The following is a 21,332-nucleotide window of genomic DNA, read 5'->3' as shown; positions in this document are numbered from 1 at the left end:
TCCTGCCGCCCACCACTGACAACGCCCCTCAGCTGGCTGCCTGGACGCTCCCGTCCGCCTCACCGATGCCGGTCACCGGCACCTGTGGCCCGGAGCACTCCCGAAGCCACCTCCGCAGCACCTCATGCACCTGCTCGGCACCCACCAGCTCCGCGTCCGGATCAGCCGATGCGTGGGAGGCCACCGGATCCGACATGGAGCGGGGCCAGAGCAGGAACGGCCGCGACTGCCGGCCGCCGAGTCCGCCGTGCGAGCCGATCTGTTCCTCGAACGCATGCACACAGCCCGTCTCCGGGTCGTACATCGAGTTGACCATCACATCGGCGACATGCGGAAACGTGTCGGTGCGGCGCACCGCGTCCGCCGCGCCCGGGCCGAACGGGGCCAGCGGGCCCTCCCCGTCCTTCAGTTCCGCCACCGGTATCTCGGCGCCGCCGCGCCCCAGCACGACCGATCCGTGCCGCTCGCTGCGGACCAGCAGAAATCCGATGCCGGGGTGGTCGGCGAGGGTGCCGAGCAGTGCGGGATGGCGGCGGTCGAGCTGTTCTCGGGCCGCGCGTCCTTCGATGTCGGGGAAGGAGATCAGGCCGAGGTTGCCGGAGGCCAGGACGACCGGGTCGGACGGCGTCGCGGCCGCTTCGGTCCCGGCCCCCTCGACGGGCCGGTGCAGAGCGATCCGCACCGCGTCACGCGCCTCCGAGGCACTCTTCGTACGCTGCGCCCGGCGCGGCACGGGCAGCCCGCAGCCCGCTCGCACCAGGTCCTTGAGCGTCAGCCCGTACGCTCCCGCGAAGGTCTCCCCCGGGCTCTGTCCGTGGTCGGAGAGCAGCACGATCCGGTAGGGGCGTGGGCTGTGTTCAGCGACCTTGACGATCAGGGCGAGCGAGCGGTCCAGGCGGGCGAGGACCTTCGCCGCGTCACGGCTGTGCGGCCCGGAGTGGTGCGCCACCTCGTCGTAGGCGACCAGATCGGCGTAGACGGCGGTGCGTCCGGCGAACATGTCGCCGATGACCGCGGCTACCACCACATCGCGTTCGACGACGGTCGCGAAGGCCCGGATGAAGGGGTAGAGACCGCCGCGCTTGATCCGGGGCGTGTCCTGGCGCAGCCGCGCCCGGGTCGACTGGACGATCTCCCGGACGACCTCGGCGACGAACGACAGGGCGGTACGGACGGAGTTGGCCGGGTCGGAGAAGTACGCGAAGTATCCGGCCCGGGAGCGGCGTCCCTTGCCCCGCCGGGCGGCCATCGACAGCACGAGGGCGAGCTGGTCGGCGCCGCCGCTGAAGAGATTGCCGCGGCTGGCGCCGTCGAGGGTCAGCAGCCCGCCGTCACGCGTGCGGACCATGGCGCGCCGCTGCAGCTCGATGGCGCTCGCGGGTCTGTTGGAGACCATGACGTCGCCGGTCTCCTTCTCGTACCAGCGGAAGGCGGGGACGTCGAAGGTGCTCCCGTGCAGGATGCCGAGCTGACTGGCACCGGTCTGGCTGGACCAGTCTGTGCGCCAGGGGGTGAGCCGGTGACCCGGCCCGTCCTCGAGCCAGTGGGCGACCGTGGGCATCACGCCGTCGGCGGCGGCCTGGGCGAGGACGTCATGGCCGACGCCGTCGAGCTGGATGAAGACCGTTCCGGGCGGTCCGCTGCGGCCGCCGTCCGCGCCCCGGCCGGTGCCACTACGGCGGCGGCGCCGGTCGGCGAGGCGCGAGAGTCTGCGGCGGTAGGCGTTGTCGTCGCGGACGGCGAGTGCGGTGGAGGTCGCGGAGGCCACGGCGGACATCACGGCCGCGACGACGACCGCGGTCTCGGGGTTGGCGTCGCCGCGCCCGTCCGGAATGAGCCGCAGGGCGACGAGCAGCAGCGAGCCGTTGAGGAAGAAGACCAGCATCCCGAGGACGAGGGCAGGCACGATGAGCAGTGCCCGTACGAGAACGGGCCAGACCAGTGCGGAGAGCAGACCGAACGCGCCGGCGCCCCAGGCCGCCGTGAACGCGATCTTGGTGATGCTGTCGCCGTTGTCCGACTGGAGCTGGAAGTCGGGCAGAATCCCGGCGAGCGCCAGCAGGGTGAGGGTCGAGACGGCCCACACCGCGATCACTCGCATCAGAGCGCTGCCGGCCGTTCGCCATCGCCCGTCACTCACGCCGTTCCCACCTCATCCGTCCGGGCCCTGCCGCTGTCGGCACCCGTTCCAGCGTTTCACAGGCGTCTCGTGCAGGGTGGAGGCGAGGGTGGCGACGGTCAGCAGCCGTCGTATCCGGCGGTCGGCATGGAGAGCCTGCGGTGCACGCTCGCCTTTGTGCGGGCGCTGTACGTGGGTTCGTCGAGGCCGGCGAGCTCCAGCCGTACGCCGCGCCGCTCGCACTCCGCGGCGAACTGCGGTACCGAGGTCAGCGCCCGGGCCAGCACGCGGTCGTTGGGGGCCACGAACAGCTCGACGTCGCCGCCGTCGACATCCGCCCACAGGGCGTGGTGGTCGGGTCGCAGTCCGTAGAGCCGAAGCTGCCGCGTGACGACGTAGCCCTTGTCGGCGGCCCACCGGGCACACATGGCCTGCTGGCTGCGGGTGTCCACGAGGAACGGGTCGACGTCGAGTTCCTCGAGCGGTGTGAGACTGGCGATGGCCGCCACCCGTACGTCCCGTACGTCCCCCATGGGCGTTCCCCCCGTGCTAGGCGTACCGGCGACCCTACCGCTCCGACTCCCGCACAAAAAGGCGCATGTCAGGACGGGAGGTGTATGGGCGGGAGTGCGCGACCGCCCCCGCGCCGGGGGCGAGGCCGGGGCGGGGGCGGCAGAGCGCGCGGGGTCGTGAGCTGCTGTCGGTTTGCTGCGTAGAAGTGAGTGGTAGTGCGCGGGAGTGAGTCCTGTGGGTGGGTTGGTGGGGTGGGAACGGGGGTTCTGGGGCCGAATGGGTGACCTCGGCGGCTGTGGCTCGTTGGGCTGGATGGAGGACGTCCGGCCTGGGTGGGGGTGATGTGGTGGGTGGTGTGCGGAAGCTGGCCATGTCCTTCGTGGTGCCCGGGCCTTGTGGGGTGGCGGTCCGGGACCGTCTCAAGCATCTGACCGCCCGGGACGAGAGGGTGCTGCGTGCGGTCGGTGCGCATCAGGGAGCGCTGGCGTCCGGTGATCTCAAGGCCCGCTGTGCGGATGGTCTCGAGCACGGTGCGGACACCTGGGCAGCGCGTAAGCGGGACCTTACGAAGGAGTCGTCGTCGCGGATCGCGGGTGCGATCACCAAGGCCACGCACGATCAGTGGGCGCTGGCGCGCCGTTGCCAGGTGGCGCACATCCAGAACCTGGCAGCCGGGATCAAGACGTTGCGGCACCGCCTGCCCCTCCCGATCGGGGAACGCGGAACGAAACGTGCGGCGGGTGGCTACCGCTCGAAGAGCGAGTGGTTCCGCAAGTCCCGCCGCCTCGCGATGCTGGAGGCGCGGCACACGGCTGCTGTTGCCGACTGGCGTTCGGGACGGGTGCGGGTGGTACGGGGCGGCAAGCGTCTCCTGAACACCCGCCATCATCTCGCCGAAGCCGAGCTCACCGAGGAACAGTGGCGGGAGCGGTGGGAAGCGGAACGCTGGTTCATTGCCGCTGCTGGTGAGTCGGGCAAACGGTTCGGGAACGAAACGATCCGCGTCACCCCAAACGGCCAGGTGTCCATCAAGCTGCCCGCCCCGCTCGCGCACCTGGCCAACACCTCGCACGGCCGCTACACCCTCACCGCCACCGTGGCGTTCGCACACCGGGGTGCGGAGTGGGCCGACCGCATCGCCGCCAACCGGGCCGTGGCCTACCGCATCCGCCTCGACACGGGCCGCGGACGCTGGTACCTCACCGCATCCTGGCAGCGCCCCGTCGTGCAGACCATCGCGCTGGAGGCCGCCCGCGCCCGGGGCGTGATCGGTGTCGACACCAACGCCGACCACTTCGCCGCCTACCGGCTCGACCGGCACGGCAACCCGGTCGGTGACCCGCACCGCTTCGGCTACGACCTGTCCGGGCCGGCCGGTCACCGCGACGCGCAGATCCGCCACGCCCTGACCCGGTTGATCAACTGGGCGGGGCGGGTCGGTGTCGCCGCGATCGGCATCGAAGACCTCGACTTCACCAACGAGAAGACCCGCGAGAAGCACGGCCGTCGCAAACAATTCAGGCAGCTGATCTCCGGCATCCCGACCAGCAAACTCAAGGCCCGGCTCGTCTCCATGGCCGCCGAACACGGCCTCGCGATCGTCGCGGTCGACCCCGCCTACACCAGCTTGTGGGGTGCCCAGCACTGGCAGAAACCACTGACCACCCCACACCGCACTATGTCCCGTCACGATGCCGCCGGTATCGCGATCGGGAGACGCGCCCTCGGGCACCCGATCCGGCGTCGGACGGCACCGCCCCCACACGACCGGAGTGATCGTGCGGGGCATCGGACCGTCCAGGCCGGACCAGGTGACCGGGGGCGTGAGGGAACCCGCCCACCCGCCACGGACCGGCCCCCCAAAGGGCCGTCGCCGAGCGGGACGCGAACGCGGGAACCCAGCGCATCCAAAACCGTTCGGGATGCGCCCAGCACGCAACAGTGGGCCCACAACTCACTCATGCGCACTGGCTAGGAGCGGTCAGAGCGACGTCATGACGTGCTTGATGCGCGTGTAGTCCTCGAAGCCGTACGCGGAGAGGTCCTTGCCGTAGCCGGACTTCTTGAATCCGCCGTGCGGCATCTCGGCGACCAGCGCCATGTGGGTGTTGATCCACACGCAGCCGAAGTCGAGGTTCTTGGACATCCGCATCGCGCGGGAGTGGTCCTTGGTCCACACCGAGGAGGCGAGGGCGTACTCGACGCCGTTGGCGTACGCGACCGCCTGTGCCTCGTCCGTGAAGGACTGGACGGTCATGACGGGGCCGAAGACCTCGTTCTGGACGATCTCGTCGTCCTGGCGCAGGCCGGAGACGACGGTCGGGGCGTAGAAGTAGCCCTTGTCGCCGACCCGGTGGCCGCCCGCCTCGACCCTGGCGTGTTCCGGGAGCCTGTCGATGAAGCCGCTGACCTGGGCGAGCTGACCTGCGTTGTTGAGCGGGCCGTACAGCACGTCCTCGTCGTCCGGCTGCCCCGTCTTCGTGTCGGCGGCCGCCTTGGCGAGCGCGGTGACGAACTCGTCGTGGACCGACTCGTGGACGAGCACGCGGGTCGCGGCCGTGCAGTCCTGGCCGGCGTTGAAGAAGCCGCCGACGATCAGGTCCTCGACCGCCTTCTCCAGGTCCGCGTCCTCGAAGACGACGGCCGGGGCCTTGCCGCCGAGCTCCAGGTGGACCCGCTTGACGTCCTTGGCCGCGCTCTGCGCGACCTGGATGCCGGCGCGTACCGAACCGGTGATGGACGCCATCGCCGGGGTCGGGTGCTCGACCATCAGCCGGCCGGTCTCACGGTCGCCGCAGATGACGTTGAAGACGCCGCGGGGCAGCTCCAGGGACTCGAGTACGCCGCCGATGATCTCGGCGATCAGCACGGTGGAGGCCGGGGTGGTGTCCGAGGGCTTGAGAACCACGGCATTGCCCGCGGCGAGCGCGGGTGCGAACTTCCAGACCGCCATCAGCAGCGGGTAGTTCCACGGCGCGACCTGCGCGCAGACGCCGACCGGCTCGCGGCGGATGATCGAGGTCATCCCCTCCATGTACTCGCCGGCCGAGCGGCCTTCGAGCATCCGCGCCGCACCCGCGAAGAAGCGGACCTGGTCGATGGCCGGGGCCAGTTCCTCGCTGCGGGTGAGGTGGAGCGGCTTGCCGGTGTCCCGGCTCTCCGCGGCGACGAGCTCGTCGGCCCGCGCCTCCATCGCGTCGGCGATCTTCAGCAGGGCCAGCTGGCGTACGGAGGGGGTGGTGTCGCGCCAGACGGGGAACGCGGCAGCGGCTGCCGCCATCGCCGCGTCGACGTCCGCGGCGCCGGAGAGCGGGGAGGTGGCGTAGACGTCACCGGTGCTGGGGTCCACGACATCGAGCGTGCGGCCGTCCGAGGCGTCGGCGAAGGCGCCGTCGATGTAGTTGCGGAACGTGGTGCTCATGGAACCGGTCTCTCTCGTGGTCGGTCGGCGGTACGGAGGGTGCTGGTCGTGTCACCCGGTGGTGCGGGCGAAGGGTCCGGCGCGGCGGGGACGTCAGCCGGTGGTGCGGGCGGACAGGTGCTCGTGGACGGCGGGCCAGCCGCCGTCCTCGGCGCGGGCGAAGACGATCGTCTCCCGCTCGTGAACGGTCTCCTCACCGCTGCGGGTGGCGATCCTGGTCTCGACGTCGTGGCTGAAGACGGCGGTGGAGCCGAGGTGCTGGATCAGCTGTCCGGTGGAGGTGCAGCCCAGGATCCGGAAGTCGTCCTCGGCCACCCACTGCTGCCACAGCGCGCGGTACTCGGCCGTGGAGGCGAGCCGCTGCGGAGTGGAGTGGAAGACGAAGGTGGCGTCCGGGGCGAAGGCACCGAAGTAGTCGTCGAGGCGGCCTTCGGCGAAGGCGGCGACGAGCGCGTCGGCGGCGGCCTGGATCTCCTGGACGGGGGTGCTCTCGGGCGTGCTCATGGAGGGCTCCTGGTTGCGGGTGGGGCAGGCGCTCAGTGAGCGGCGGCGGGTTCGGCGGCGCGGGGCTCCTCCGTACCGCCGGTGATCGGCGGGACCTCGGTGTCCGACGCCCGGACGAACCGGGGTCCGGCCGGCCCGTACACCCCGCGCGGCTCCGGGAACACGGTGAGCAGGGTGAGGTAGAGCACGGCTGCCAGGGCGAGGCCGACCGGCAGGGAGATGTCCGCGCCGTTCGCGAGATTGCCGAGCGGGCCGACGAACTGGCCGGGCAGGTTGGTGAAGAGGAGCGCCACGATTGCGGAGACGACCCAGGTGGACATGCCGCGCCAGTTCCAGCCGTGGTTGAACCAGTAGCGTCCACCGGTCTGGCGGCGGTTGAAGACCTGGAGGGCGTCCGCGTCGTACCAGCCGCGCCGGGTGAGGTAGCCGAGGGCCATGACGATCATCCACGGGGCCGTGCACGTGATGATCAGGGTGGCGAAGGTGGAGATGGACTGCGCGAGGTTGAGCGCGAACCGGCCGACGAAGATGAAGGCGATCGACAGGGCGCCGATGAAGAACGTCGACTGGACCCGGCTGAAGCGGGTGAACACGCTGGAGACGTCGAGTCCGGTGCCGTACAGCGCGGTCGTGCCGGTGGACAGACCGCCGATGAGGGCGATCAGGCAGAGCGGCAGGAAGTACCAGCCGGGCGAGATGGCGAGCAGTCCGCCGACGTAGTTGGGGGCGGCGGGGTCGACGTACTTCGCGGCCTTGGCAGCGATGATCGAGGCGGTGGCCAGGCCGAAGAGGAACGGCAGCAGGGTGGCAACCTGGGCGAGGAACGCGGCGCCCATGACCCGGCGGCGCGGCGTCGCAGTCGGGATGTAGCGGGACCAGTCGCCGAGGAAGGCGCCGAACGAGACCGGATTGGACAGGACGATCAGCGCGGAGCCGATGAAGGCCGGCCAGAAGAGCGGGTCGGCGGTCGAAGCGAAGGCCCCCGCGTACCCGGCGTCGAAGTCTCCGGCGAAGGCGAAGGCGCCGAGGACGAAGAGCGCCGATGCCGCGATGACCGCGATCTTGTTGACCAGCAGCATGAACCGGAAGCCGTAGACACAGACGACGAGCACCAGTCCGGCGAAGATCGCGTAGGCGACGCCGTAGCTCACATCGGACTCGGGGAGACTGGCGAGCCGGTGGGCGCCGCCGACCAGTGCGTCACCCGAGGACCACACGGAGATCGAGAAGAACGCGACCGCGGTGAGCAGCGAGAGGAACGAGCCGACGATCCTACCGTGCACGCCCAGATGGGCGGAGGAGGAGACGGCGTTGTTGGTGCCGTTGGCCGGGCCGAAGAGCGCCATCGGGGCGAGCAGCAGGGCGCCGACGAGCAGACCCAGCACGGTCGCCGCCAGGCCCTGCCAGAAGGAGAGCCCGAACAGGATCGGGAAGGCACCGAGCACACAGGTGGCGAAGGTGTTGGCGCCGCCGAAGGCGAGCCGGAAGAGGTCGAAGGGACGCGCGGTGCGGTCCGCTTCGGGTATCCGCTCGACCCCATTGGTCTCGACTTCGGTGATCGAAGAAGTCACGGGCGCTCCACCTACTGTTCATGCGCGGGGACTGGCCCCTCAGTCTGTGGGCCCGGACCGTGTCCGGCAATTGTGAATGTCACAAAGGGATAGGCTGTTGTCTGTGGCCAGCGACAAACTCACCGTTGAGGATCTTCTCTCCTACCCCGCACTCCAGCTCACCGTGAAGGCGGGCAGCCGCGGTCTGGGCCGCTCGGTCTCCTGGGCTCACGCAAGCGAACTGGCCGATCCGACACCCTGGTTGCTCGGCGCCGAGGTGATCATGACGACGGGCCTGGCGATCCCGCGGAACGCCGCCGGGCAGCGCGCGTATCTGGAGCGGCTCGACGACGCCGGGGTGTCCGCACTGGCCCTCTCGGCACAGCTGCACATGCCCCCGTTGCACGACGCCTTCTTCCGGGCTGCCGAGGAGCGGGGCTTCCCGGTCCTCGAGGTGCCGCTCGCCGTCCCGTTCATCGCGGTGTCGCAGGAGGTCGCCGCTTCGGTCCAGGAGGATGCCCGGCACCGGCTCGGCGCCCAGCTGCAGGTCTTCGGTTCGCTGCGCTGGCTGGTCGCCGAGGACCTCGACACGCCTGCGCTGCTGCGCCGCCTCGAACGCCTCTCGGGATACGACGTCTACCTCTGCACTCCCCAGGGGCGCCCGCTCCTGCCGGGTGTGCCCGTGCCCGATCCGGGCGTCCTGCCCGCCTCCGTCGACGCCCCGCCGACCGTGCCCGGCGGGTTCGTGCTGCCCGTGCCGGCACCCGGTGGCCCGGCGGGGTTCCTCGTCGCGTACGAACGGGAGGGCGCCCAGCCGGCCGGGCTCGCGGTCGTCCAGCACATCGCCACAGTCGCGGCGCTGCGGGTGGCGATGGTGCGCACCGAGCGCGAGACCCTGCGCCGCGAGGGTGCGGAGACCCTCGCCGAGCTACTTCAGGAGGTCCTCGACCCGGAAGCGGCGCGGCGCAGGCTCGCCCGGCATGCGATCGAGGGCGACACCGTGCTGATCGTGGTCCGGCGGACCACGGACGAGGCGCTGCTGCGCTGTCTCCAGGACCATCCGCATCTGCTGCTCACCCGGGGCGAGGACCGCTATGTCCTGGGGGCGCCGCAGCTGGCCGCCGAGATCGGTGTACTGCCGGACGTGGCGGCGGGGATGAGCCGCCCGTTCCTTCCGGGCGCCGCACTGCGGGTGGCGCAGCGCGAGGCCCTCTGGGCGGTCTCGAAGGCCGTTGAGTCGGGTCGCCCAGTGATCCGTTACGGGGACGATTCGATGGGCCGCTGGATGCCCGACGACCCGGCGGTGCTGGCCGCCCTGGTCGAGCATGTCCTCGGCGAGGTGCTGCGCTACGACAAGGCGCACGACTCGCAGCTGCTGGTCTCCACCCGCACGTGGATGGAGCGCGACCGCCGCACGGAGACGGCGGCGACCGCGCTCCACATCCATCCGAACACCCTCGGGTACCGGCTCCGGCGGTTCGGCGAACTGACCAGTCGCGATCTCGCGTCGACGGGGGCGCTGGCCGAGGTCTGGCTGGCGATCCGGGCGGCGGGGGCGCTGGGGCTCACGGACTGAGACCTCCCGACGCCGGCCACAGCGGTATCCGGACGCACCCGGCCCCGTGCCCCGCTCCGGCATTAGGCTCATGGCCAGGAGCGGACAGCGGGAACCACGGGCGAGGAGGCAGACGGTGCCGGTGGAAGTCACCTGGTGGGGTCATGCCACCTGCACCATCGAGGACTCCGGGGTCCGCGTCCTGACCGACCCCCTCTTCGTACGCCGGCTCGCGCACCTGCGCCGCCGCCGCGGCGCGCTCCCGGGGCCCGAGGCCACCGTCGCCGATGTCGTGCTCGTCTCCCATCTGCACTCCGATCATCTGCATCTGCCGTCGCTGGCCCGCCTCGCACCCGCCAGCCGGCTGATCGTGCCGCTCGGCGCCGTCCGCTCCGTACCGGGGCTGCGGTTGCTGCGCCGGGTACGCGGACTGCGCATCACCGAGGTGACGGCCGGGGAGGAGGTGCGGGTCGGTGACGTGCGGGTACGGGCCGTCCCCGCACAGCACGACGGCCGGCGCCTGCCGGTGGGCCCGCACCGTTCGCCCGCGCTGGGGTACGTCGTCGAGGGCGAGGCGCGCACGTACTTCGCCGGGGACACCGGGCTGTTCGACGAGATGGCGAAGTCGGTCGGCCCGGTGGACGTGGCGCTGTTGCCGGTGGGCGGCTGGGGCCCGTATCTCGGCCACAGCCATCTGGACGCGGGCCGCGCCGCCGAAGCCCTGGCCCGGCTGGCACCGCGCTCGGCCGTGCCGGTGCACTACGGCACGTACTGGCCGATCGGGATGGACGGGATCCGGCCCCACGAATTCCACGCACCCGGTGACGAATTCGTCCGGAAGGCGGCGCTGCTGGCACCGGATGTGACGGTGCACCGGCTGGCCCACGGCGAGCATGTGCGGCCGGAGGCCGCCGGGTGATCCAGGAGGTCGTGGGGCAACTGCCCCCTGAGTCGACGCAGCAGGCCGTCGGCTATCCGTCCCTCTTCCTGCTGGTGGCGCTGGGCGCGCTGGTACCGGTGGTGCCGACGGGGGCGCTGGTGAGTTCGGCGGCGGTGGTGGCGTTCCACCAGACGGACCCGTTCGCCCTGCTGGTGGTATTCGCGGTGGCGTCGTCGGCGGCGTTTATCGGGGACATATGCCTGTACTGGCTGGGGCAGCGCGGGGTGCGGTCGAAGAACGGCTCGAAGTGGCTGCGGGCGATCAGCGACCGGGCGGCGCCGGAACGGCTGGCGCAGGCGCAGCAGAAGCTCGACGAGCACGGTTCGGTGGTGCTCGTGCTGTCGAGGCTGGTGCCGGCCGGGCGGATTCCGGTGATGCTGGCGTGTCTGCTGAGCCGGATGCCGATACGCCGGTTCGCCCGTGGGGATGTGCCGGCCTGTCTGGCGTGGGCGGCGACGTATCAGCTGATCGGCATTCTGGGCGGTTCGCTGTTCCCCGAGCCGTGGCAGGGCGTGGTCGCGGCGGTCGGCCTGACACTGCTGATCAGCGGGGCGCCCGCGGTGTGGCGCAGGGCGCGGGCCCGCTTCAGCCGCTGATGCCGTGGGGCGCCTGCGGGGACGGGGGTGCCGCCCTGGTCCCGTCCAGCACCCGGGAGCCGCCGATGGGCAGGTCCCAGAGGTGCTCGCGCGGATGGCCGGCCCGCTGCCAGGCCTTGTGGAGCCGGGTTATCGGTTCGAGTACCGGCTCGGCGGAGAGCAGGAAGGTCGCCCAGTGCATGGGCGCCATGGCGCGGGCGCCGAGATCCTCGTACGCCTGCACGGCCTCCTCCGGATCGGTGTGCACGTCGCCGAGCCACCAGCGCGGTTCGTACGCCCCGATCGGCAGCAGCGCCAGATCGATCCCGGGGTGGCGGCGGCCGATCTCCGCGAACCAGTGCCCGTAGCCGGTGTCCCCCGCGAAGTAGATCCGCTGACTGCCGCCCGCCGCGCTGCCGATGCTCTGGATGACCCAGCCGCCCCACAGGGAGTGGCAGGTGTCGGTGAGGGTCCGCTTGGACCAGTGGTGGGCGGGCACGAAGTCGAAGCGGACGCCGTGCAGGTCCGCCGACTCCCACCAGTCGAGTTCGGTGACGCAGGAGAAGCGGCGGCGACGGCACCATCGGCCGAGCCCCGCCGGGACGAACAGCGGGGTGTCCCGCGGCAGTCTGCTCAGGGTGGGGGCATCGAGGTGGTCGTAGTGGTTGTGGCTGATGACGACCGCGTCGACGGGCGGCAGATCCTCCCAGCGGACACCGACCGGCGTGATCCTGGCGGGGGTGCCGAGGATGCGGCGGGACCAGACGGGGTCGGTGAGGATGGTCAGTCCGCCGGTCCGGACGATCCAGCTGGCGTGTCCGGCCCAGGTGACGGCGGTCGTGTCCGCGTCGCTGACGGGCAGCGGTCCCGGGGCGTACGGCAGCCGGTGAATACCGCGCAGACCCTCGGCGTCGGGCCGCACGGCACGCTCGCGGGCCAGTCGCGTCATTCCCCTGACACCGGGGAGCGGGCCGGTGAGCCGGTCGGCGAACGAGGCGGGCCAGACCCTCACCTCGCCGAGCGGGCGCGGGGACACGATCCGGCCGAGGAGCTCCGGCTGCGCGGGCCCGGCGAGGGCCCGCTCCGTCTGTTCCGTCATCGAGAGACTCCCGCCCCGGAGTGCTTCGTCGAGCAGTCCGTCAGGTTCGTCGTCCATACGTTGTCGGGCACGTCGTCGGGTAGGTCATCGTCAGCGCAGTTCGCTGAGCGCCGTTGCGAAAATGCTCAGCGCCCGGGCGACATGCGGCAATTCAAGGGGCTCCACCGCAGTGAGGGACTCCGTCTGCTGCTCCGGGGTCGGGCCGAGCAGCGGCCCGGTGCCCAGCCGCACCCGCAGTGCCCCCAGTTCGTCGCCGAAGCGGTGGCCTCCCGGGGCGGGCGCGCCGAGACGTTCGGTGAGGTACTCCTCCAGTTCCAGGGAATCCGTCACTCCGCGGGTGGCGAGCCGGGACCGTAGAGGGCCGAGGTCGGCGTAGAGATGACGGCCGGCCTGCGGGGGCCGGGCCAGCGCCCCCGCGGCGAGCACCGCCCGGTGGGCCGCGGCGGCGACCTGCGCCTGCAGTTCTGCGGCCCGGCGGACGCGGGCCACGACGGGCTCCGGTTCGCGCAGCGCATGGGCGGCCGCGGCGGCGACCGGGCCCGCGACGAGGGCGCCGAGCGCGGTGAGGACGTCGAGGGCGCGGGCGTGGCGCACCGCCGCCCGTGCGGTGGCCGGAAACCTGGCGACCGCCACAGGCCAGGTGGCCGGGGTCAGCGCACCGGCCAGGTCGCAGACGACGGTGACGTCGTCGGGGCACATCTCGGCGGGGCTGAGCAGCACGTCGTGCGGCCGGTGCAGGGTGTCGCGCCAGGTCTCGTCGCTGACGATGTGCATTCCCTCGGCGACCGCGGCCTCGCACGCCTCGCGCACGAGTTCCGGCGGGGCGACGGTGGCGGTCGGGTCGTCGACGACGGAGATCAGCAGGAGCCGGGGCCGGCCGCCCTCGGCGCGCACTCTGCGTACGGTTTCGAGGAGGGCGTACGGATCGGGCACGCCGCCGCACTCGGCCGGGGTCGGCACATGGTAGGCGGGCCGGCCCAGCAGCCGGGCCTGCGGAATCCAGGTCGCGGGGCAGGGGCGCGGCATGAGGACGTCGCCGCCGTGCGCGGCGATCAGGGCGAGCAGCAGCGGCGAGGCACCGGGGGCGGCGGCGATGTGCTCGGGACCGCCGCGCAGTCCGCGCCGGGTCCAGTAGCCGGCGGCCGCCTCGCGCAGGGCTTCACCGCCGCCGGTCGGTTCGGGCTCGCCGCGTCCGGCCGCGGCGGCGAGCACCTGGGCCAGCTCGGGCAGTACGGGCAGCCCGGGGTCGTGCGCGGGTGGCCCGTACCGAACGTGCCCGTGGTCCCCTCGAAGGGTGCGCGGGGCGTCCCGTCCGCTGCCCCCGGCCGGTCCCGCGTCCCCGCCCTTCCCGGCCCGCTTCCGCGCCATCCCGGGCCTCCTTCGCTGCCGCTCCGTCACCCTGTCTCGCCCCCAGGGCCCTTTATACGGAGGTTTGAGTGTCACCGCCCGCCCGACTCGGCGTCCCACCGGTCGTCAGCCGGGACCCGCACCGGAATGCAGCGTCTCGTGCGGCGCATCGCCCGGTGCCCGCCGCATGGTTCCCCCGGTGACCGGATCGGCGCGCGGGTCCTTCACGCGCCACGGCGCTGCACCTGGCAGCGCCTCTCCCCCGCACCGGTCGTCAGTCGCCGCGCCAGATGTTGTCGAAGGCCGCGTCCTCGATAGCGCGCCGCTGCCGTACCGCTTCCAGCTCCAGCAACGCGTCACGGACGGCCGCCAGCACCGTCACCACGGCGTCGTCGGCACCACCGAGGAAGTCTCCGGTCTGCTCGTCGCGGATCCCGAGGGCGGCCGCGAGGGCGGCGAGGACGGGCTCGTCCGATGTCCAGCGCTCCGTCGCCTCTCGGCGAGCGGGTGTATCGGCCAGCACCGTCCGGCTGCGCCGGAAGGGCATCCCCCGGCGGCCCTGTCTGCTGAGCTGCCCCTCCGCCTCGAATGCGGCCAGATAGGTGGCGGACAGGCCGCGCCCCCTGCGCCACAGCCAGTCGCCGACCGACTCGTACGGGGTCTCCCGGACCAACGACGTCGCGGCCTCGTCCAACAGGGGATCAGGCAGGACCGGCCTGAGGCCGGGAACGATGTGATCACCGACCAGGCTGATCGCTTCGGCGCCGAGGAGGTCGATCGCCTCCGCCCCCGCGAGCGCGAGCGACAGGTCTCCCTGCTCCACAGTGCGTTCGGGCGCCAGGTCCATGGTGGCGATCATCAGGTCCCGCGGTGTGGTCATCAAGGGCTCCCACGGCACAGGCGTCGACGGCGATTGAGGCGACCCGACATGGCGAAAGGCACGTTCGGCCCGTCGCCGAACCCTCCCGCTTACGAGCTTACGGAGCGCGGACGTCGACTGCATCCCGGTTCGCCGTGGTGGTACACCCACCTCTCGTGTTCGACACTTCGCCCACGGGCCGGAATCACGAACGCGGACTGGTCGCGACCCACTTGCGGCAATGCCGGTGCGGGCACGCCGCACCCCGTCGCGGCGGAGTCCTGCGCCCGCCCCGCACGCCGGTCCACGACGCCCCGACCGGCTGCGTCAGGCCCTGCGGCCGAGCAGGGCGAGCAGTTCGGTCTGCGGGTCGGCATCCTCCGTGGTCTCGACCGCCGGGGCGAACAGGCCGGTCTGCGACAGACCCTTCGCGTACGGTCCGACCTCGCGCCGTGTGAACCCGACCAGTTCCTCCGGCAGTCGTTCGTCGGCGCCGATCGCCCGGGAGAGGTCCCAGGCGTGAATCACCGCGTCGCTGATCATCTGCGCGCAGTACGCGTCGGCGGCGGTGTCCCCGTACGAGAGATTCACCGTCCGCTCCAGCGCCCCGGGGGCCGCGAGCGCCGTGCGGGCGTCTGCCGCCGCCCGGTCCCACGCGGCGGCCGGATCGTCGCCGAGCACATCGCCGTCGACGGCGTCACCGACTTCGGCGACGGTGCGGCCCTCCGTCACCAGCGGCGGGACCCAGAGCTGCTCGGTCGTGAGATGGGCGACCAGATCACGGACGGACCACTGGGTGCACGGCGTCGCCGCGGACCATTGGTCGTCCCGGACGGCGTGCACCCGGTCGGTGAAGAGCCGCAACGCCTCGGCGTGACGGTCGAGAAGTTCCGGACCGGGGGAAGAAGATGCCATGTGACCACTGTCTCCGCCCTGAGATCCGTGCGCGAGCGCGGCTTGCGCTTGGGCACGACCGAGGAGGGTATCCGCACTCCCATGTCCTCACCGAGCCACGCTTCGCCCGTCCCGTCGTCCACCGGTCTGCGGACCTGGCTGCATCAACGCGACCTCGCCGTCTTCCGGGGTGTGGCGGGCAGACACTGGCCGGGCGCCGACCACGTACTGCCGCGGCTGAGCCGCGCCGCCGACCACGGACTGCTGTGGTTCGGCGCCGCCGTGGGCATGGCGGCGCTCGGCAGCAGCGCCCGGGCCCGCCGGGCCGCGCTGCGCGGGGTCGCCTCGCTGGCCGTGGCCTCGGCCGCGATCAACACCGTGGGAAAGGGCGCGGTGCGCAGGGAGCGGCCGCTCCAGGACGTCGTCCCGGTGCTGCGGCAGCTCAAGCGCCAGCCCTTCACCACGTCCTTCCCGTCGGGACACGCCGCATCGGCCGCGGCCTTCGCGACGGGTGTCGCCCTCGAATCGAAGGGTTGGGGCGCGGCGGTCGCCCCGCTCGCCCTGGCCGTCGCGGCCTCCCGGGTGTACACCGGGGTCCACTATCCGAGTGATGTAGTGGCAGGGGCCGTGCTCGGCGCAGGCGCTGCGTTCGCTCTGCGCGGTGTCGTACCGACGCGTGGACAGCTGCCCGCACCGGGCAGACCGCCGGCCCACGCGCCCGCGCTGCCGGGCGGCCGGGGCCTGGTGGTCGTCGCCAACCGGGAGTCCGGGACCGCGACGGCCACGGCCTCCTTGGTGCGGAACTCGCTGCCGCTCGCCGAGGTGGTGGAGTGCGCACCCGGTGACCTCTCCGCCGAGCTGGAGAGGGCGGCCGGACGGGGCCGCGCCCTGGGCATCTGCGGCGGCGACGGCACGGTCAACAGTGCCGCGGCCGTCGCCGCCTCGCACGGTGTGCCGCTCGCGGTGTTCCCGGGCGGAACCCTCAACCACTTCGCGTACGACCTGGGCATCGAGACGGTGGACGACGTCTGTGCGGCGCTCGCCGCGGGTGACGCGGTACGGGTGGACGTGGGCCGCTTCCGGCCGGGGCCGTCAGCGCGCGACGGTGCGCCCGGCTACTTCCTCAACGCGTTCAGTCTGGGCGTCTACCCGGAACTGGTCCGGTCCCGCGAGCACTGGGCACCGCGCATCGGCAGCTGGCCGGCGGGCCTGGTGGCGGCGTTCCACGTCCTGCGCGGGCAGCGCCCGCTGGAGGCCGAGCTGCAGGGCAGGCGGCGGCCGCTGTGGCTGCTGTTCGTGGGCAACGGCATGTTCCAGCGGGTGGGACCGGCGCCGGGACGGCGGCACAACCTGGCGGACGGCCTGCTGGACCTGCGCGTGGTGCACGGCGGCCGCTCGCCCGGCCTGCGTCTGCTCGCGGCAGCCGTCGCGGGCCCGCTGACCCGCTCCCCCGTCCACGCAGCGGAGCGCCGCCGTCAGGTGCGCATCTCCGGGCTGACCCCTGGGACTCCTTACGCCTACGACGGAGAAGTCGCGGAAAGCGAAAGGGAGTTGCTGATCGACAAGCTCCCGGAGGCACTGACCGTGTACTGCCCGCTGCCGATATAGGGCTGTCCACATCGCAAGACCCCTATCTCACCATCCGACATCTCGGCGTACGGTCGACGCATCGCTCAGCGCTTCACCTCACACTCCGAGAGAGGACGCACAGCCATGCCGAAGGAGACCGCCGTCTACACCCACGGCCACCACGAGTCGGTGCTGCGCTCGCACCGCTGGCGCACCGCCGCCAACTCCGCGGCGTATCTGACCGCTGAACTCCGCCCCGGCCTGGCGGTGCTGGACATCGGCTGCGGACCCGGCACGATCACCGCGGACCTGGCGGCGCTGGTCGCCCCCGGCCGGGTGACCGCGGTCGACACGGATCAGGGGATCCTGGACCAGGCCGCCGGGGTGGCCGCCGAACGCGGTCTGGACAACGTCGAGTTCGCCATCGCCGACGTGCACGACCTGGACTTCCCCGACGCGTCCTTCGACGTCGTCCACGCCCACCAGGTGCTCCAGCACGTGGGCGACCCGGTGCAGGCACTGCGCGAGATGCGGCGGGTCTGCCGCCCCGGCGGCATCGTGGCCGCCCGCGACAGCGACTACGCGGCGATGACCTGGTACCCCGAAGTGCCCGGCCTGGACACATGGCTGGAGCTGTACGGCCGGGTGGCCCGGGCCAACGGCGGCGAGCCGGACGCGGGCCGCCGGCTGCTCTCCTGGGCCCGGCAGGCGGGCTTCACCGACATCACCCCGTCGGCCGCCGCCTGGTGTTTCGCCACCCCCGAGAACCGGGTCTGGTGGAGCACCCTGTGGGCGGACCGCACGGTCGGCTCGGTGTACGCGAAGCTGGCCGTGGACGGCGGCCATGCGACCGCCACGCAGCTGGCCGAGATCGCGGCGGCCTGGCACGGCTGGGGTGAACAGGACGACGCGTGGTTCATGGTCCCGCACGGCGAGGTGCTCTGCCGCGCCTGACCCGCCCGGAAGCCGGCCCGGAATCGATCACAGGGGCCGGGCCCGCCAACTACCCTGATCCGTATGGAGATTCTGGGCACCACGCTGCGTATATGCGTCGACGACCTGGAGGCCGCGGTGGCCTTCTACGAGGATCTGACGGCCGGCCGGGCGCTGCGCTTCGAGCGCGGCGGCGTCTCGGTCGCCGCGATCAGCTGCTTCCTGCTGATGAGCGGGCCCGAGTCGGAGCTGGAGATCCTGCGCAGGGTGACGGCGACGATCGCGGTGAAGAATGTCGACGACGCACACGAGTCACTGACCCGGGTCGGCGCCCGCATCGTCGCGGGCCCGGTGCCGACTCCGGTCGGGCGGAACCTGATCGCCGTCCACCCGGACGGGTCGGTCTTCGAGTACGTCGACCGGAACCTGCCGGCCTGAGCCGGCAGGTTCCGGTCGAGGCGGACGTCACCACCGCTCCACGCCCCGTGCGCCGACGCCGTGTCCGCCCGTTCGCACGTGGGCCGCTCGCCGTCCGGAGGGGCACCTCCACGGTGTCGCGCAGGACGTGACCGATCCGCTCGGGCCGTGGGCGAGGGCGCCGGGTCACCGCCGGTGCGGTTCGGCAACCGGCGTGGTCCTGCCGTTGCCGAACGCCCCGTTCCCCCCACACGATCACACGTCGCTCCGCACCTGCCCGCACTCGTTCAACTCTTCGGCCGCATCCGGTAGTTGTACACGTCGGGCAGCGGATCGTCGCTGACCGCGGCCCAGACCTCGTCCAGGATCTCCGCCCCTTCGCGCAGGTCCGCAACCTCGAAGCCCTCGTCGAATACCGCCCGCGCCGCCGCACGGTCGCCCTCGGCGAGCAGGAGGCGGGCCTCCAACAGGCGGAACCGGCCGCGCTGCCGGATCGCCGGCCGCAGTCCGGCCCAGACGGCGCGGGCCTTCTCGGGCCGCCCTGCGGACAGCAGCGCCTCGATCGCCTCGCGGCCGAGGGCGGTGGTGGCGGCCGTCCAGGCGTCGCCGTCGTCCCGGCGCTCCGCACAGAGATCCTCGAACGCCTCGGCATAGTGGTCGGCAGCCCTGTCGCACTGGCCGCCCTCCTGGGCGGCGACGGCCAGGCAGCGCAGCAGCGGCCAGCGGGACGGGGCGAGGGCCAGACCTCGCTCCCAGCTGCGGACCGCCTGCGCGCGGTCGCCCGCGTGCCACTGCGCGACGCCGAGGTGGTACTCGGTGAGCGGTGCGGCGGGCGCCGTCTCCAGCATGTCGCGCCAGTGGGCGGAGACGAGCGACGGTCCGGGCGGCACCACCCGGCGCGGCTCGGGGAAGGTGCCCTGGTCGAGCAGGCCGAGCCAGGGTGCCTGCTGTTCGCCGAGCGTGGACTCGGCGAACGGCGTTCCCGGGAGCTCGTACTTGCCGCGCCGGACCTCAAGGGCGCCCCAGCCGGAGCCGGTGGCGAGGGACTCGCCGGGCTCCGTGTCGGCGTGCGGGCGCCAGGCCGCGTACGCGGCGTCGACATCGGCGCGCGGCAGCGCCGCGGCGAGCCGCTGCTCGGCCTCGGTGCGGGCCGCGGCCCAGTCGTCGCCGTGCACGGCACCGGGGTCGGCGCTCAGTGGTCCGTACGACTCCAGCCAGCTGAACTCGGCGCCGGGTTCGAGCGGGATGTGCTCCAGCTGGGTGCGGGCGAGTCCGGCCTGGATCTCCGCGTAGCCGACGGTGCCGGGTTCGGTGAGCCACTGCTGCCACCGGCGGCCGCCGGCCCCGCTGCCCCAGATGAAGAGCTTGCGGCCGCGCAGCAGGTCGGTGGAGGTCTGGACGAGTCCGTGCCCGTCCTCGTCGAGGGAGGCGATCCAGCGGCGCGCGCCGTCGGGTACCTCGTAGAAGTAGTCGGCGGGGAAATCGCTGCGTAGCGGGTACGTGCGGTCGATGGAACCGGTCTCCGGCACCGGCACCCGGGTCAGGGTCCGCGCGTATCCGAAGTGCCAGGCCTCGTCGGCAGGGGCCAGGACCCTGGTCCGCGCGCCCTCGGGGACCGCGATGTTGGACCACCAGTAGACGGGTGCGGTGCGCTCGTGCGGGTTGCGTATCCGTACCCCCACATGGAGGAAGTCGGAGTCCTCCGGCAGCCACAGGTCCACCTGGTACGGCAGGTCACGCAGCCGCTCCCACTCCCAGAGACGGACCATCTCACCGCCGTCGGGGGCGGGGACACGCGCAGCGTGTACCGGGGCGCAGGACAGTGTGGTGTGGCCGGTCGCGCCGATGTTCCACTCGATGCCGCCGGAGAACCATGCACCGTTGAGCGCGAAGTCAGCCGGCTGCAGGACGGGGTTGGTGTAGAGCAGCTCGCGGCCGGTCGGCTTGTGGTGGAGGGAGTGGATGCGGCCACCGAGCCCGGGCAGCACGGTGGCCCGGATCCGGTCGTTCTCGATGATGATCGCGTCCAGTTCGGTAGGGGTGCGCTCGCGCCCGTACCCGTCGAGAATGCGCACCGGCAGAACGGTGGCCAGCGGCTCGTAACCGATCTGCCGTGCCATGTCGCGCGGCAGTGCGGCCCGGTCGCGGTCGTCGACGACGTGCATCTCGTCGAGCGGCCGCAGCGCCGGCAGTGGGTTCTCCGCCCCCAGCGGTGCGGCGGGCAGTGTCAGTACGGCACGTCGTACGGTCGTGGCCAAGGCAACCTCGCTCCCTCGCGCGGGCCGCCGCAGGTCCGGGCGCCCCCGATGACCATCGAACACGCTCAAAGCCGCGCCGACCAGGGGCGCAGCCGTCACTCTTCGGCAAAAGCCGCCATGATCGGACCGGTGGGCGGCGTACCGGCCGTGCCGGGCCGGGGCCCCGTAAATGCCGAGCCCCGCACCGCGTCGCCGTCGTAGCCTTGATCCTCGAAGACTCGAGCCAGGGAAGCGAAGAAGACGATGAGCACCCAGCACACCTACCGAGTGATCGTGCGCGGCACCTGGGAAGGCCTCACCGACGAGGCCCGCGCCCGTCTGCTGGCCGAGGTGGAGCAGCACGGCCTGGCGGCCATGCAGTTCACCGAGGAGGGCTCGCTCACCTACGACGCGGTGCTCAAGCATTTCAGCTTCCGGTACCTGGTCGTCTCGGATGCCGGGGACGGCGAGGAGATGGCCTCCGCGATCGCCGAGGACAGGGCGGAGACGACGCTCAAGGGGTACGGGTACGGCTATGGCCGGCTTCGCTCCACCGCGACGGACATGGACACCATGAAGATCAACTACAAGGGTCGGCGGACGTCAGGGGCGGCGTAACGGCGGGCCGATGGCTGCTACAGGAGCGCTGACCAGGCATTTCTCTACATTCGGCTCTGTCACGGGCTTACCGGTTTACACGCCGGATCGTCCCGCGAAAAGTCCCTCTGACAGAGCTGAAAGTCCCTGAAAAGTCCCTGGCTCAGCCCGCTTCTGGGTACCGCGATCGAGGTGGAAACAAT

At 72.0% G+C, this 21,332-nt stretch carries 19 protein-coding genes; 8 read left to right on the top strand and 11 right to left on the bottom strand.

Translation table 11 applies throughout. The features are described 5' to 3' along the window. Window positions 1-28 precede the first annotated feature (28 nt). Both LRD69_RS29470 and LRD69_RS29465 read right to left on the bottom strand, forming a co-directional pair. The gene (locus LRD69_RS29470; protein WP_277329565.1) at window positions 29-2,140 is read right to left on the bottom strand and encodes a phage holin family protein; all 2,112 of its coding nucleotides are present in this window, start codon (window positions 2,138-2,140) and stop codon (window positions 29-31) included. Window positions 2,141-2,238: 98 nt separating this feature from the next. Next, the gene (locus LRD69_RS29465) at window positions 2,239-2,652 is read right to left on the bottom strand and encodes a hypothetical protein (protein ID WP_277329564.1); all 414 of its coding nucleotides are present in this window, start codon (window positions 2,650-2,652) and stop codon (window positions 2,239-2,241) included. Window positions 2,653-2,978: 326 nt separating this feature from the next. Here LRD69_RS29465 and LRD69_RS29460 point away from each other — a divergent pair, with 326 nt between their 5' ends. Further along, complete coding sequence (locus LRD69_RS29460; protein ID WP_277329563.1) at window positions 2,979-4,607, top strand: transposase; 1,629 nt, start codon at window positions 2,979-2,981, stop codon at window positions 4,605-4,607. A gap of 6 nt (window positions 4,608-4,613) precedes the next feature. On the opposite strand, the gene LRD69_RS29455 is transcribed toward LRD69_RS29460, so the two are convergent. From LRD69_RS29455 to LRD69_RS29445, 3 genes are all read right to left on the bottom strand, one after another. Next, window positions 4,614-6,053: a gamma-aminobutyraldehyde dehydrogenase gene (locus LRD69_RS29455; protein WP_277329562.1), complete on the bottom strand. Its 1,440-nt coding sequence runs from the start codon at window positions 6,051-6,053 to the stop codon at window positions 4,614-4,616. A gap of 93 nt (window positions 6,054-6,146) precedes the next feature. Beyond that, window positions 6,147-6,557 carry a nuclear transport factor 2 family protein gene (locus LRD69_RS29450; protein ID WP_277329561.1) on the bottom strand — a complete coding sequence of 137 codons (411 nt, stop codon included), beginning with the start codon at window positions 6,555-6,557 and terminating at the stop codon, window positions 6,147-6,149. A 32-nt stretch (window positions 6,558-6,589) separates the two neighbouring features. Beyond that, window positions 6,590-8,128, bottom strand: a complete 1,539-nt coding sequence (locus LRD69_RS29445; RefSeq protein WP_277329560.1) for a cytosine permease — start codon at window positions 8,126-8,128, stop codon at window positions 6,590-6,592. A gap of 103 nt (window positions 8,129-8,231) precedes the next feature. Between LRD69_RS29445 and LRD69_RS29440 the strand changes: the two genes are divergently transcribed. From LRD69_RS29440 to LRD69_RS29430, 3 genes are all read left to right on the top strand, one after another. Next, window positions 8,232-9,683: a PucR family transcriptional regulator gene (locus LRD69_RS29440; RefSeq protein ID WP_277329559.1), complete on the top strand. Its 1,452-nt coding sequence runs from the start codon at window positions 8,232-8,234 to the stop codon at window positions 9,681-9,683. A gap of 115 nt (window positions 9,684-9,798) precedes the next feature. Next, window positions 9,799-10,581, top strand: a complete 783-nt coding sequence (locus LRD69_RS29435) for an MBL fold metallo-hydrolase (protein WP_277329558.1) — start codon at window positions 9,799-9,801, stop codon at window positions 10,579-10,581. Further along, complete coding sequence (locus LRD69_RS29430) at window positions 10,578-11,198, top strand: DedA family protein (protein WP_277329557.1); 621 nt, start codon at window positions 10,578-10,580, stop codon at window positions 11,196-11,198. The genes LRD69_RS29435 and LRD69_RS29430 overlap by 4 nt, the downstream gene beginning before the upstream one ends. Here the strand turns inward: LRD69_RS29430 and LRD69_RS29425 are convergent. The 4 genes from LRD69_RS29425 to LRD69_RS29410 all read right to left on the bottom strand — a co-directional run bounded on the left by LRD69_RS29425 (window position 11,188) and on the right by LRD69_RS29410 (window position 15,397). After that, entirely contained in the window at window positions 11,188-12,276 is a 1,089-nt protein-coding gene (locus LRD69_RS29425) for an MBL fold metallo-hydrolase (protein WP_277329918.1), read from the bottom strand. The two genes, LRD69_RS29430 and LRD69_RS29425, sit on opposite strands and share 11 nt — an antisense overlap. Window positions 12,277-12,366: 90 nt before the next feature. Then, window positions 12,367-13,644: an aminotransferase class I/II-fold pyridoxal phosphate-dependent enzyme gene (locus LRD69_RS29420; protein WP_277329556.1), complete on the bottom strand. Its 1,278-nt coding sequence runs from the start codon at window positions 13,642-13,644 to the stop codon at window positions 12,367-12,369. Window positions 13,645-13,897: 253 nt separating this feature from the next. Continuing rightward, entirely contained in the window at window positions 13,898-14,503 is a 606-nt protein-coding gene (locus LRD69_RS29415) for a GPP34 family phosphoprotein (protein WP_277329555.1), read from the bottom strand. Window positions 14,504-14,809: 306 nt separating this feature from the next. Beyond that, window positions 14,810-15,397 carry a TIGR03086 family metal-binding protein gene (locus LRD69_RS29410; RefSeq protein WP_277329554.1) on the bottom strand — a complete coding sequence of 196 codons (588 nt, stop codon included), beginning with the start codon at window positions 15,395-15,397 and terminating at the stop codon, window positions 14,810-14,812. Between the two features lie 81 nt (window positions 15,398-15,478). Here LRD69_RS29410 and LRD69_RS29405 point away from each other — a divergent pair, with 81 nt between their 5' ends. From LRD69_RS29405 to LRD69_RS29395, 3 genes are all read left to right on the top strand, one after another. Then, window positions 15,479-16,984, top strand: a complete 1,506-nt coding sequence (locus tag LRD69_RS29405; protein WP_277329553.1) for a bifunctional phosphatase PAP2/diacylglycerol kinase family protein — start codon at window positions 15,479-15,481, stop codon at window positions 16,982-16,984. A 105-nt stretch (window positions 16,985-17,089) separates the two neighbouring features. Beyond that, entirely contained in the window at window positions 17,090-17,899 is an 810-nt protein-coding gene (locus tag LRD69_RS29400) for a methyltransferase domain-containing protein (protein WP_277329552.1), read from the top strand. Window positions 17,900-17,962: 63 nt separating this feature from the next. Continuing rightward, window positions 17,963-18,316: a VOC family protein gene (locus LRD69_RS29395; RefSeq protein ID WP_277329551.1), complete on the top strand. Its 354-nt coding sequence runs from the start codon at window positions 17,963-17,965 to the stop codon at window positions 18,314-18,316. 266 nt (window positions 18,317-18,582) lie between these two features. Here the strand turns inward: LRD69_RS29395 and LRD69_RS29390 are convergent, their stop codons facing one another. Both LRD69_RS29390 and LRD69_RS29385 read right to left on the bottom strand, forming a co-directional pair. Next, complete coding sequence (locus tag LRD69_RS29390) at window positions 18,583-20,553, bottom strand: DUF5107 domain-containing protein (protein ID WP_277329550.1); 1,971 nt, start codon at window positions 20,551-20,553, stop codon at window positions 18,583-18,585. 95 nt (window positions 20,554-20,648) lie between these two features. Next, a complete protein-coding gene (locus tag LRD69_RS29385) occupies window positions 20,649-20,804 on the bottom strand; it encodes a hypothetical protein (protein ID WP_277329549.1) in 156 nt (51 codons plus the stop codon). Here LRD69_RS29385 and LRD69_RS29380 point away from each other — a divergent pair. Next, on the top strand, window positions 20,797-21,150 hold the full coding sequence (locus LRD69_RS29380; RefSeq protein ID WP_277329548.1) for a DUF6204 family protein: 354 nt from the start codon (window positions 20,797-20,799) through the stop codon (window positions 21,148-21,150). The genes LRD69_RS29385 and LRD69_RS29380 overlap by 8 nt on opposite strands. The last annotated feature ends 182 nt before the right edge of the window (window positions 21,151-21,332 follow it).

Source organism: Streptomyces sp. JH14 (assembly GCF_029428675.1).
Taxonomy (GTDB): Bacteria; Actinomycetota; Actinomycetes; order Streptomycetales; family Streptomycetaceae; genus Streptomyces.
The sequence above is the reverse complement of the archived record's forward strand: the minus strand, read 5'-3'. Positions and strand labels throughout refer to the sequence as shown.